General features: G+C 41.1%; 9 protein-coding genes and 2 pseudogenes. 6 read left to right on the top strand and 5 right to left on the bottom strand.

The window, feature by feature from the left end:
* Positions 1 to 184 precede the first annotated feature (184 nt).
* Complete coding sequence (gene menA, locus ACM0OP_RS11190; protein WP_414528479.1) at positions 185 to 1,087, bottom strand: 2-carboxy-1,4-naphthoquinone phytyltransferase; 903 nt, start codon at positions 1,085 to 1,087, stop codon at positions 185 to 187.
* Between the two features lie 354 nt (positions 1,088 to 1,441).
* On the opposite strand from menA, the gene ACM0OP_RS11185 reads away from it, so the two are divergent.
* Positions 1,442 to 2,857 carry an isochorismate synthase gene (locus ACM0OP_RS11185; protein WP_414528478.1) on the top strand — a complete coding sequence of 472 codons (1,416 nt, stop codon included), beginning with the start codon at positions 1,442 to 1,444 and terminating at the stop codon, positions 2,855 to 2,857.
* A gap of 21 nt (positions 2,858 to 2,878) precedes the next feature.
* Here ACM0OP_RS11185 and ACM0OP_RS11180 read toward each other — a convergent pair whose 3' ends face one another.
* Genes ACM0OP_RS11180 through ACM0OP_RS11170 form a run of 3 tightly spaced genes read right to left on the bottom strand, consistent with a single transcriptional unit; the run spans position 2,879 to position 8,558 of the window.
* Positions 2,879 to 3,055 carry a hypothetical protein gene (locus ACM0OP_RS11180; RefSeq protein ID WP_414528477.1) on the bottom strand — a complete coding sequence of 59 codons (177 nt, stop codon included), beginning with the start codon at positions 3,053 to 3,055 and terminating at the stop codon, positions 2,879 to 2,881.
* Positions 3,056 to 3,079: 24 nt separating this feature from the next.
* The gene (gene pgmB / locus ACM0OP_RS11175) at positions 3,080 to 6,085 is read right to left on the bottom strand and encodes a beta-phosphoglucomutase (protein ID WP_414528476.1); all 3,006 of its coding nucleotides are present in this window, start codon (positions 6,083 to 6,085) and stop codon (positions 3,080 to 3,082) included.
* Between the two features lie 43 nt (positions 6,086 to 6,128).
* A complete protein-coding gene (locus ACM0OP_RS11170) occupies positions 6,129 to 8,558 on the bottom strand; it encodes a sucrose synthase (RefSeq protein ID WP_414528475.1) in 2,430 nt (809 codons plus the stop codon).
* Between the two features lie 159 nt (positions 8,559 to 8,717).
* On the opposite strand from ACM0OP_RS11170, the pseudogene ACM0OP_RS11165 reads away from it, so the two are divergent.
* Positions 8,718 to 9,272, top strand: a pseudogene (locus ACM0OP_RS11165) (Uma2 family endonuclease); the annotation flags it as partial.
* On the top strand, positions 9,270 to 9,599 hold the full coding sequence (locus ACM0OP_RS11160; protein WP_414528510.1) for a hypothetical protein: 330 nt from the start codon (positions 9,270 to 9,272) through the stop codon (positions 9,597 to 9,599). The pseudogene ACM0OP_RS11165 and the gene ACM0OP_RS11160, both read left to right, overlap by 3 nt.
* A 21-nt stretch (positions 9,600 to 9,620) precedes the next feature.
* Here the strand turns inward: ACM0OP_RS11160 and ACM0OP_RS11155 are convergent.
* A pseudogene (locus tag ACM0OP_RS11155) lies at positions 9,621 to 9,779 on the bottom strand (IS982 family transposase); the annotation flags it as partial.
* 355 nt (positions 9,780 to 10,134) lie between these two features.
* Between ACM0OP_RS11155 and ACM0OP_RS11150 the strand changes: the two are divergent.
* From ACM0OP_RS11150 to ACM0OP_RS11140, 3 genes are read left to right on the top strand one after another with little or no spacing between them, the layout of a single operon-like run.
* Positions 10,135 to 11,166: a FecCD family ABC transporter permease gene (locus ACM0OP_RS11150; RefSeq protein WP_414528474.1), complete on the top strand. Its 1,032-nt coding sequence runs from the start codon at positions 10,135 to 10,137 to the stop codon at positions 11,164 to 11,166.
* Positions 11,163 to 12,209 carry a FecCD family ABC transporter permease gene (locus tag ACM0OP_RS11145; RefSeq protein ID WP_414528473.1) on the top strand — a complete coding sequence of 349 codons (1,047 nt, stop codon included), beginning with the start codon at positions 11,163 to 11,165 and terminating at the stop codon, positions 12,207 to 12,209. Before ACM0OP_RS11150 ends, ACM0OP_RS11145 begins: the two co-directional genes overlap by 4 nt.
* On the top strand, positions 12,206 to 13,018 hold the full coding sequence (locus ACM0OP_RS11140) for an ABC transporter ATP-binding protein (protein ID WP_414528472.1): 813 nt from the start codon (positions 12,206 to 12,208) through the stop codon (positions 13,016 to 13,018). The genes ACM0OP_RS11145 and ACM0OP_RS11140 overlap by 4 nt, the downstream gene beginning before the upstream one ends.
* Positions 13,019 to 13,186: the final 168 nt, after the last annotated feature.

Genomic DNA, 13,186 nt, shown 5'->3' with positions numbered 1-13,186 from the left:
CCCTGGCGATTAGAAATCGCGGCTATACAGGCAAAACCCACCTGCTTGGGTTTCAGGTTTCTGTACCTTAGTCCGCCTGCGCGGACTAAGTTTGTGTAGTAGCGAATTAATTCACCCAAAACTTTTAAAACTCTCTTACTGAACAAAGTCGAAGTATGCGCCTCTGCGTGATAAAAATTCTTGATCAACGTCCCAACATAAACCCCAAACCAAATAGAAAACAACAGAAAAAATGTAAATTAACCGCAATAAACTTACAATTACTCACCTTTTCTGGTATGTGATGATTTTGCTGCACATGGCGACATAACTGGAAAGCAAAAGGTAAACTCAGCCAACTCAACAAAGTCCACACGGGGAACATACCCAATAAAACAAATAGCAAAATCAGGGGATAAATACTACCAGTAAACCAATAGAGGAGTTTTGCTGCTTTTGCCGTACCCAAACGCACTACAGGCGATCGCTTGCCGGCGGCGATGTCATCCTCAACTTGGTGAAAATGGGAGCAATATAAAACTAAACTGGTGGCAATACCTACAATCACCGAGGCTGCTAAACTAGTCATTGACCAGCTTTGACTTTGGCTGTAATATGCTGCGGCGATCGCCAAGGGGCCAAAGGCAAAAAAACAAATAATTTCGCCCAAACCCTGGTATCCTAAGCGAAAGGGTGGCCCTTGGTATGTGTAGCCCAAAGCGCAGCACAGCAGAATTAAGCCGATGACAGTAAAATCTTTTTGCCAAATTGCGATCGCCACTATTCCCAACAACCCAGAAACCAAACACAGGTTTCCTAACCAAAATATTAATAACTTATTCCCAGTTAAATTTACTAAAGAATGATGTTTATTTTGATCAATTCCCGTCTCCGAATCAAAGACATCATTACTGATATTTTCCCAGGCTAAAATTAGAATTGCCGCTGCTATAAAAGTAACAAATACTCCTAAATTAAAACTCTGGGTTTCTGCAAAAGCCACTGCTGTTCCTACCCAAATAGGCATAATAGCAACGCTGTACATTGGCGGTTTAATTGCCGCCATCCATAATTTAATCTGAGGATTGAAAACCTGCTTTGTAGTCATCAGCCGTGATTAATGAGATTACAGTAACCTTACCCATACATAAAATTTTACACTTTCGAGACACACCAGCACCCTTGCACCTAATTCCACAGTGGGAACTTTGGGCTTTACTAAATACTAGTTAAGTGCCACACTTAGGGAATTTCCTGTGGCTGGTTCACCTTTCGTTAGTAACACTCACTTTTTAGCTGCAAATCAAAGCCAGAGATGGATGTTCAACATCCAGGAATACCATAAATACAACAAACTATACTCTGGTAAAGTGGCAACTGAATATGTTACCTGTAGAAATACGACCACGTTTAATTACACTTTAGGAAGTTAACTTAAAAAAAGTTTACTCTTGCTAGATCCATGACAGTTTCACCATGTCGCAGCAACTTCTTTGTCAAACACAAAGACCTATACAATTTTCTGTTAAACGTTCAGGAAAATTGCTTCAACAATAATTGTCGGCAAATTGTGAGTATTTCGCTGGAGATTAACTGGGTAGATCCCTTACTGGTACTAGATAAACTTACGCAAGCAAATGAAATAAATTTTTACTTTGAGAATCAGGGTAAAAAAGAAGCGATCGCCGCCATCGATACCGTGACAAAATTAGAAATTGATGGCAAAGATCGTTTTAAACAGGCTGAAAATTATATCAAATCTTGTCTAAAAAATATTATAAACTTTGGTGACAATCACTCAAATTTTGCAGGCGCACACTTTTTTTGTTATTTCAGCTTTTTTGATCAAAATGCCCAAATAGATTACCCATTTCCATCAGCTACAGTTTTTCTACCTCGTTGGCAAATAGGTATTAAAAATAAACACTGTATATTAGTCAACAATATCATTATCCAAGCCAGCACAAACGTAGAAAATATCTTGCAGGATTTGCAGGATAAAATCAACCAAATTCAGACTTTAGAAGATTTATCGGCAAATGTAGAGCAGTTACCAAATAAATTTCGCAAACGGTCTGTAACTAATGCTGAAGATTTTAAACAAGCGGTGGGATCTGCTGTCGAGAAAATTCGCTCTAGCTATTTAACTAAAATTGTGCTGGCAAATGCCTTAGATGTCAAATCTAGTAACTATTTTAATTTATTTAAATCATTAAATAATCTCCGGCGAACACATCCTAATTGTTATATTTTTTCTACCAGCAACGGTAAGGGACAGAACTTTATTGGTGCTAGTCCAGAGAGATTAATTACTATTCATAATCAAGAGTTAATTTCTGATGCTTTAGCTGGTTCTGCACCCAGAGGTAAAACACCTGCTGAAGATGCGGCCAATGCCAATCGCTTATTAAATAGTATCAAAGAAAGACATGAACATTCTCTAGTCATTGATTTTATCACTCAACGCCTCACCCAGCTAGGTTTGTTACCCCAGAAATTAGCCCCACGGCTAAGACAATTATCGAACATCCAGCATTTATGGACACCAATTACAGCTATTGTTCCCCCTAATGTCCACCCTTTAAAGATAGTCTCCCAACTGCATCCTACCCCAGCCGTGGCCGGTGCTACCAGAGATTTTGCCTGTGCAGAAATTCGGCGTTATGAAAGGTTTGAGAGGGGATTATATGCTGCACCTTTGGGTTGGATAGATGCTAAGGGTAACTGTGAGTTTATTGTGGGGATTCGTTCAGCTTTAATAGATGGCGATCGCGCGAGGTTGTATGCTGGTGCTGGTATCGTCGCCGGTTCCGATCCAGAAAAAGAATTTGCTGAGGTACAGCTGAAACTTCAGGCTTTGCTGAAGGCTTTGGTTTAAACGCAGAGGTACGCGGAGGTTTTAGTCGTTTTTTTTATCAGGGGGATCTCCTTCAAAGGGTTGAACTCCTGTGGCTGGATAGTCGTCATCTCTGGGACTAAAAATTCTACTAACTGCTTCTGAGATATAGTTAATGAGTTGCTGAGGAATATTTCTCATTGATTGCAGTCTTTCCCGTGTTCTTCCTGATTTAGACATCACATCGTCTCCTTTAAAAACTTATCAATCCTTACCCGCCTTTTCCTTCTTCTCTTGGCGACCTACAGCCCTTCCGGGCATCGCTGCGCGCGGGCGACTTGGCGGTTCGTTATTTCCTTCCAACAGTTGCTGCTGCAACTCCGCCCACCTCACACCGGCCAGACTAGGTAAAACAACATGAGCTGCACCCACCCGTTCCGAGGGGCCTAAACCTACAACCCACATCCCAGCAGCCAAAGCAGCTTCCACACCCGCCGCCGCATCTTCAAAAACTAGACATTGCTCCGGTGGGACTCCTATTTGCTCGGCTGCATAGAGAAACAGGTCAGGGGCTGGCTTCGGTTGTTGTACACTATAACCATCTGCGATGGCATCCACATGATCAGCAATTCCCAAACGTTCTACAACCACCTGAGCATTTTTGCTGGCTGAACCGATGGCGATTTTTATACCCTGTTCTCGCAACTCATCCAATAAAGCGATCGCACCCGGTAACACATCCTGGGGTGTAATATTTTTAATTAGCTCCACATAGTAACCATTTTTACGCTCCAACATTTCCTGAATTTGGGCTTCAGAATATTGTCTATTCTTAATAATCAGCATCAGAGAAGCCCGACGGGATATCCCCCGCAACGCCTCATTATCTTGCCGATTAAACTCCATACCCTCCTCATCGGCTAATTTCTGCCAAGCTTGATAGTGATATTCTGCTGTATCAGTTAACACACCATCTAAATCAAAAATTACCCCTTGAATCTTAGAAGTGTGGGAAGACGAAGGAGCAAATAAGATAAATCCGTTGTTGCTTTCCTCCTGGGGGACTTGTTTGGGACGTAAATCAAACTCATGCCATTTTCCGCGCCAGTGTAATTTAAACTTCAATCCTGTCCACCCCTTGGGTAAATGGGGATGAGCCACAGGGCTACTTTCCGTGAGTTTAATTCCACCAAAACCAAACACCACAGCTTGCCAAATTCCCCCAGCATTCGCCCCGTGAATACCGTCCGCCGCGTTACCTCGGAGATCTTCAAGATCCACCATTGCAGCTTGCATAAACAGTTCATAAGCCTCCGCCGATTTGCCTAAATCTGAAGCTAAAATCGCATGAATTGCCGGGCCAAGTGAGGAACCATAAGTAATATCAGTGCGGGGCGCGTAATAATCCCAATTTGCTTGTAATGATTTTTGATTGTAGGGAAAATCTCCTAATTCCCGCATCATATACAACAGCATCAATACATCTGGCTGCTTCAGTACCTGCAACTTATTAGTTTCTTCAATCCCCAAAATCCCTTGCATCGACTGGGTGCGTGATTCATAGTCATTCCAGTTAATATCTTTTAATTGGAAAAACCCCTCAAACTGTTCAATTAATCCCGTTTCAGCGTCATAAGGAATCCAAAGTTTAGCGACGATATCTGACCATTGAGTTTTAATTTCAGCCGTAAGTTGTAACTTCTGCTCTAATTCCTGAGCTTGTTCTGGGAAAGATTGATGCAGCCAATCATTCACTATCAGAGCTTTTTCTAAATGCCACTGCACTATCCGGTTAGTGAAGGTATTATTGTGAACAAACTCGTGATACTCATCGGCTCCAATTACCCCCCGAATTTCATAACGGTCTTTTTCCGGATTAAACTCAACTCGACTATTCCAAAAGATGGCTGTATCTAAAATAATCTCAGCACCGTACTGTTGCATCCATTGATCATCACCAGTTGCTTGCCAGTAATACCACACAGCATAAGAAATATCAGAACTAATGTGAATTTCGTGATCACGACACCAAATTCTGATATCTTCACCGTAAAAATCGCTAGGAAGTGACCAACGTGGTGTAACTTCATCCCCTGTAACAGCACTTTCCCAAGCATACATCGCCCCTTTATAGCCATAATGGGATGCCTTGCGTCGCGCTCCATCTAAAGTGTGGTAACGATAACTCAGTAAATTACGCGCTAGAGCTGGTTGGGTAAAAGTTAAAAAGGGCAGAATGAAAATTTCTGTATCCCAAAAAATATGACCACGGTAGCCAAACCCCGAAAGAGTTTTAGCGGGAATACTGACTTTTTCATCATGCTTCGGTGCAGCAATTAGCAGTTGAAAGAGATTGTAACGAACGGCAAAAGCCGCTTTACTATCCCCCGAAATCACCACATCACTGTCATGCCAAACTTGATTCCATGCTTCGGTGCTGGCTTGTAGCAAAGTTATATAGTCTGGTAGCTGCGCCAATTTTTCTTGAGCTGCTAAAACTGGTTGGGAAACATCCCGTGAGGTAAAAACTGTAACGATTTTCTCTAGGATCACCGTCTGCTGTGATGTAGCGAAAAAAGTTGCACTTAAGGTAGGGTAGCCAGGGGCTGTGTGTGCGTGCAAAGCCGCTTCCGTTCCCCCGGATATGACTATTTTTGCAGCCATACCAATATCAATTCGGGAACCACGAGTTCGGCTATTTAGCCAGATTCCTTGTTCAGTTTTACCCTGGTCGATGGCTTCCCAATGGTTAAAACCCTGATTTTCTGGGTAGCCGTTAATACTAGCCTCAATTTCGATCAATCCATCAAAGTCTATAGGCGTTACCTCACAGCGCTGTCCTAATACGTGCTGATCAGCTAAACTGGCAAAGCGTTCAAAGTTGATATCTATAGTTTTGCCACTGGGACTGCGCCAACGCACAGAACGAGAGAGAAGACCCTGGCGTAAATCCAGTTGCCGATCATACTGCAATATCTCCCCCTGATCCAAACGGAACCTGTCGCCATTAATAGTCAATACTAATGGTAGCCAGTCTGGGCAATTAGCCAGTTCTGTATAAACTACAGGAACATGATCATAGACACCGTGAATGAAAGTAGCTGGTAATCCCCAAATATAGCCTTCCTCAAAACTACCTCTTGTTCCCAGGTATCCATTCCCAATGGTGAAAATTGTTTCTCTAGAATGCAACTGCTCCGGCTCAAAATGAGTCTCTATTAATATCCAATCTGTATAGATATAATGGTGATGATGGCTTTTCTTATTCATTGTCAATTCCTGCGCTAAATCCCGAATTATCAATGAAAATTACTTATTTTTGGAGCATAGCCGAATCTCGCAAATGCTGTTCTAAAATCTTTTCGGCTCTGGGTTTAAAAACTAGGTGAAATAAAGTTTGTAAATATCTATTTTTGGCGGTATTATTTTCGGGAGCAGCGAAATTCCAAAAACTAAATATTTTCGCAAGTAATAGTAATTGACTTGTATTTAAATTCCAATTGTATTTATTATGAATGCGCTGGCTCATCGCCTGGGAAAGTTCTATCCACCTTTCTGGTTGATGCTCACATTGCTCAATGAAAGCCAAAATTTTCTGCGCTGTTTCTTCTAATTCTGTAGGATTAATATGAAATATATCTTCTCGCTCTTCAATAATTTCTAATGCGCCTCCAAATTTAGTGACAAAGGTTGGTAAGCCGGAAACCATCGCTTCCAGAATGCTGCGACCAAAGGATTCAAAGCGGGCAAAGTGAACATAAATTCCCTGATAATCGGCAATTATTCGGTAGGCTTCTCCCACTTCAACACTAGGAAGGCGCATCCCTATACAGCGTATTTTGCCGTGAAGATGATACTGATTAATTATGTCGTGGAGTCTTTGAATTTCCTCGGTTTCTCCTAAGTTATTCGTTTGATTTGCATAGAGTCTACTGGTGATAAAAATTAGGTTACAATGCTCTTGTAAAGCCGGACTTTTACCAAAACATTCTGCCAAACCCGTGAGATTTTTAACTGAGGTGATGGGCGCAACGGTGAGGATTGGTCGTTTATCAGGATGATCTAAATGTCCTAAAATGTGGGGATGTTTCTGAGTAAACAGCAAATCGTGTACTTTGGTGGTCAATTCAGGATATCGCCTGTCTTTTTCGCGGTAAGGAAAAAATATTTTCTCATTGACTCCCGGCGGAACCATGTTGAATTTAGGACTAAATAAATCAATGCCATCGATCACATGATATAGCTGGGGCATGGTAAAACATTTGTAGGACTCATATTGACCCATTGTTTCTGGTGTACCCACTATTTCTTGATAAGATGAGGTGATAATGAAATCAGCAGCGTTCATGCTGATTAAATCGGCAGTAAATTGTGCTGAAAAGTGGTAATGATGTTCTAAGTCTTGCCAATATAAATTACTAAATAAATGTTTAGGTTTTTCTAAAGAATGAGCAATATTACACTGGGTAACTTTCAGGCTACGGGAAAGCAGGGAGGCGACTAAGTTACCGTCACTATAATTGCCCACAATTAGATTTGGACAACCTTGAAATTGAGTTAATAGTTCTTTTTTGGCATCAATGGCAAAGGTTTCTAAATAAGGCCAAATCTCATATTTAGAAATCCAATTGTTGGTAATATCAGGATTAAATTCCCCAAAGGGAACCCGTAATATCCAAGCATTTTCAGTGTGGTGGACTTTTTCTAGTCGCAAATCACATTCTGTACCTTCGCAGTTAGAAATGAGTCTGGTGAGAATAATTACATGGGGTTGAATCCCGATTAAGTCCAGTCCAGCAAGTTTAATTTCTGCTTGGAGTTTATTTTCTAGGGTGCGGGCTTGTTCTAGGACATAAATCACTTGTCCGAGTGTTTCATCTCTACCTAAAACATCCTGTTGACCAACCCAACCGTGTATGGAGACGAGAACGACGCGAAAAATGGCGGGGACACGGGCGACAAAGGCTTCTAAAATGGCTGGTTGGGGATTGTCAATCAGTTGTTTTAAAAGTTCTAGGGTTTCGGATATGCGTCTAGCTGTGTTACCCCACCCTGGTTCCAAACCGAGTTCTTGGAGGTGAGAACGAAAGTTAGCATAGGGTTCTTCTGGGGGTAGCTGATTCAGGAATTGTAGGGCTTGTTTAATTTGTTTGACTAGGTGAAGACCGGAGGGAATGCGATCGCTAATTAGTAAAGGTTTTTGATCATAAGTTAGTCGATATAATGCTTGAAATATCAACTCTAGCCAATGATGGGTGTCGTGACATAGTTGATCACACAGATAACGGTTGAGAAAGGCTAGACCTTGACCAATGTTTCTGGGGTCACTGATTCTGGTGGATTCTTCCGCAAAGGGTTGGAAATCGATTTCCAGAATGTGCGGTTGATAGCGGTTAATGAGGCGATCGCTGATATCTAACCATGCTTGGGTTGTCATCCACTCAAATCCAGAAAAATCGGGTTTCAGTCGCCATACTTCTTGACTAGCAATCCTGGGACGAACCACAAACCAAGTGCCATTTTCTTCTAAAATTATTTCATGGGTGTTATGAATTAGTCTACCAATAGAAGAAGAATAATAAAAGTAAGTAGGCTTTTGGTATTGATGACAGAAGTCGGAAAAATTATGTAAAATCTCGTTTCTTAAAAAGTAACGTTTATCGGTAGCGCTTAATTCCAAAATAAACTGACGTAAACTAATTTTTTTATCACCGTTTAATACAGTCTCAAATAGTTCATGCATGACCAAAAGAGGCAAGGGTGCAGGGAGCAAGGGGGAAGGATTCAGGATTTTCCCTACCTCCTTGGCGGTTGCTATATATGTTAGATAGGATGAAAACCTTTTACTTCTGGCTTGGGGATGAAACCCCAGTAATAAAGTCTATACCTTGAGGTTCTAAATATGGTTGCTAACCCGGAAATTTACATCACTCCTGAAGAATACTTAGAGATGGAGGAGCAAAATGACATCAAACACGAATATATTGATGGCTATATCTACGCAATGGCGGGGGCGCTGGATTCCCACGTTACAATTGCGGGAAACCTGTTTGCACTTCTCCGTAATCATGTACGCGGTTCAGGTTGTCGCGTTTACATTGCTGACATGAAAGCCAGAATTGAATCCCTAAATCGTTTCTACTATCCCGACGTGATGGTAACTTGCGACCAAAGAGACCAAGAAACCCCAGCGTATAAAAGATTTCCTACTTTAATTGTAGAAGTTTTATCCGATTCCACGGAAGCCTTTGACCGGGGGGATAAATTCGCCGATTATCAGCTACTGGAAACTCTACAAGAGTACGTCATAATTAACACTAAGCGTCAGCGAGTCGAATGTTTTCGCCGCAATCATCAAAAGCTGTGGGTTTTGCAATCCTACACAGCAGAAGAAAAGTCATTGCGATTAAATAGCATAGACTTCGAGGCGACACTAGCGGACTATAGCGAAGTAATTAGGCAAAATACAGGTAGGTTTGGTTTTAGTCATGGTGCATATTGGAACCGGGCTAGGGCTTATGAAAAGTTAGGGGAAAAACAGAAAGCAATTTCCGATTTAAATCAATTAATTGGTGATAGTAGCCCCAATGCTGATCAATACTTTTTCAGAGGTAATATGTACCGTGATTTAGATAATAAAGCCAGTGCAATGGCAGATTACAAAGCGGCTGAAAAACTTTTACAGCAGTACTTAAATGGAGATTTTGGAAATAGTTTACAAGATCCTATGTATCAAGTGATGCTGGAGAATGTGAGAAATGAATTAGCCCAAATAAATTATTAACTGAACGTGAGTTCGACGGAACTAAAAAATGGCAGGAGGTAGAGCAGGCAAATCTTTTGGGTAAATATCAATGGAAGGTTTTTTGGGCAAATAGGTGTAAGCGGCTAAACCAGCCATCAAGTTAACCAAAAAGTTAAATGGACTACGGTGACGAGAGTGTTCGATTGGACAGATATTTTTATTTAAAGGTTTATGCGTATATTTTTACACTTTAGGGATGATTAGTGAATTGTTGCAGATTTAATTCTTTGTGTCCTCCTAGTATGAGAAAAATAGCATTACCTTCCATTTTGGGAATTAATTCTAATGAGATATTTTCGTTGGATATTGGGTGTTTTAGTTAATCTGTTCCCAAGTTCGTTTATAGTCCGTTCGGGAAATTATATTTGCCATACTTTTCTTTGAAAAACAGACTTATTGCATTTTGCAATTGAGTCCTGTCAGCAGTAACTGAGATTTATATTATTTAATTTTACATATACTTGACAAATATTATCAACCATTTTAGACTTTCCTGATAATAAGTATCAAATATATGAGTAAATCGACTTTTTCTTTAAACAGAGGATTTTTACAGTCTTTAACTGTACCCGTTGCGGGTTTAGTTTTAGGATTGCTAATTCTCCTAATATGCTTAATTTTCAGCGTTACTCTTGGCGCAGCAGATATTTCTGTAGATACTGTTTATACAGCCTTGACTGACTTTGATGGCTCTAAAGATCATTTAATTATTCGTACAGTTAGACTACCGCGATCGCTCCTCGCTGTCATAGTCGGTGCAGCAATTTCCGTATCTGGCGCACTGATGCAAGGTATAACCCGCAACCCATTAGCCGACCCAGGCATTTTGGGAATTAATGCTGGTGCATCCTTGGCTGTGGTCATCGCCATCTTTATTTTTGGGACATCTGCACCCAGTGTTTATATTTGGTATGCCTTTGCAGGTGCGGGAATTACTGCTATCAGCGTTTATTTCCTAGCTTCCCTGGGTCGCAGTGGGATCACACCTCTAAATCTGACTATCGCCGGCGCAGCGATTAGCGCCTTACTGGCTTCACTGATTACCGCCATTTTAATCGTCAGTCAACGCACATTAGAAGAAATTCGCTTTTGGTTAGCAGGTTCCTTAGCCGGTGCTGATGCCAGTCTCATAGGTCAAGTATTGCCTTATATTTGTATTGGCTTAACCTTGGCATTTCTGCTAGGAAGACAAATCACCATTCTGAGTTTAGGAGAAGATATCGCCCAAGGATTAGGGCAACAAACTCTATGGATAAAAATTGCCGCCGCCATTAGTGTTTTTCTGCTTCAAGGTAGTGCAGTAGCGGTGGCTGGTGGGATTGGATTCATTGGTTTAATTGTTCCCCATATAGTCCGCTTCTTCGTTGGAATAGATTACCGATTGATTTTGCCTTACAGCGCTCTTTTCGGTGCCATCCTGCTATTAATTTCAGATATCTTTGCCAGATTGGTAATTCGACCCCAAGAAATTCCCGTGGGGATTATGACCGCCTTAGTGGGTGCGCCATTCTTCATTTATTTAGCCAAATATAAAATCAAAAAATGAGGAATAACAGCTTAGTTTTTCGTTCCAAAAAATTTCCGATTTCTTTCCGCCTGCAAAAACGTGTTCCCATTGTTTTACTCATTCTAGTCATCATTACTGTAGTCACAATGGTAATTAGCACTTCCATTGGTGAATATCCCACACCACCCCTAGCGGTAATTCAAACAGTTTTGGGCATAGATACGGGAAATCTTGAATATGCTTTTGTAATTAAAACCCTGAGATTACCTAGAACTTTAACAGCTGCACTGGTGGGGATGGCCTTAGCAACTTCGGGAACGATTATGCAAGGCATCACCAGAAATCCTTTAGCCGCCCCAGGTATTATTGGAGTTAATGCAGGTGCTGGTTTAGCGGCTGTGGCTTTGATTGTGCTATTTCCCGATTTACCTGCGGGAAGTTTGCCTATAGCCGCCTTTGGTGGTGCTTTAACTGCTTCTATAGTCATTTACCTACTAGCGTGGGATAGTGGTACTCATCCGATTCGCCTGATTTTAATTGGTGTGGGAATTTCTGCTGTCACTGGGGCTTTTACTAATCTCTTAGTGACATTTGGTAATATTCATAATGTTAGTCAAGCTTTAGTTTGGCTAGCTGGGAGTGTTTATGGTCGCAGTTGGGAACAGCTACTAGCTTTATTACCTTGGTTGATAGTATTTATCCCCTTAGCTTTAGCCAGCGCCCCACCATTAAATGCTTTAGCTTTAGGTGATGAATTAGCAAAAGGTTTAGGTAGTCGCGTTGAGTCACAACGCAGTTTTTTAATATTGATTAGTGCTGCGCTTTCTGGTGCAGCAGTCGCCACAGCTGGAACCATTGGGTTTGTGGGATTAATTGCGCCTCACATTGCCCGTCAGTTAGTAGGTAGCAATCATCAAGGGTTAATTCCCGTATCTGCGATATGTGGAGCCATGCTTGTAGTCGTGGCTGATTTGTTGGGCAGAATTGTTTTCGCACCCGTGGAGCTTCCTTGTGGGATTGTGACTGCGGTAATTGGCGCTCCTTACTTTATTTATCTATTAGTAAAGACTCGAAAAAAATGAAATTAGATACTCAGGTTGAACATCAACTATCAGCCAATAACTTAACTTTAGGTTATGACGGTGTAACTATAGTAAAAAATTTAAATTTAACTATACCCCAAGGAAAAATTACTGCCTTGGTTGGTGCTAATGGCTGCGGTAAATCTACACTCTTGCGGGGGTTAGCCAGGTTATTGAAACCCCACGAAGGCACAGTTTATTTAGATGCGGCTGATTTATTTAAGTTATCCACAAAAGATGTTGCTAAACAATTAGGCATTTTGGCTCAAGGGCCAGTTGCACCAGAAGGTTTAACCGTCAGGGACTTAGTAGCTTGTGGACGATTTCCTTATCAAAATTGGATGCAACAGTGGACTAAAGAAGATGAACGGTTTGTAGAAATAGCTTTAGAAACCACTAGAATGAAGGAATTTGCTGAACGTGAGTTAGATACCCTTTCTGGGGGACAGCGACAACGGGCTTGGATTGCAATGGCCTTGGCGCAGAATACGGATATATTACTATTAGATGAACCGACAACTTTTTTAGATTTGGCACATCAAATTGAAGTTTTAGACTTGCTGTGGGAATTAAACCAAAATCATGGCAGAACTTTAGTGATGGTGCTACATGATTTAAACCAAGCTTGTCGTTATGCAGATTGTGTGGTGGCAGTAAAGCAAGGTCGGGTTTATAGTTATGGTACGCCGGAGGAAGTAATGAGTAAAACTACTGTGCAAGAAGTCTTTGGGCTAGATTCCCAAATTGTTACAGACCCCGTTTCTGGCACTCCAATGTGTATCCCTATTAGTCGGATCCGGTGTTTTTAAACAATTTTCTAGAGCTATTAAGTAGGTGGGCGAGGCAAAACCTAAATGTGTAAAGCAATGTTAAGAGGAGAAATAATTGTTAAATTTAAAACGTTGTATTTTTAGACCACATAAGTTGGGATAATTTTAACGAATCAGGGGACTTAAAATCACAAGTAGAAGCCTACA

The organism is Nodularia chucula CCY0103 (genome assembly GCF_963923915.1).
In the GTDB taxonomy this organism is placed as follows: domain Bacteria; phylum Cyanobacteriota; class Cyanobacteriia; order Cyanobacteriales; family Nostocaceae; genus Nodularia; species Nodularia chucula.
Note: the sequence above shows the minus strand (reverse complement) of the source record. Positions and strands in the feature narration are given on the sequence as shown.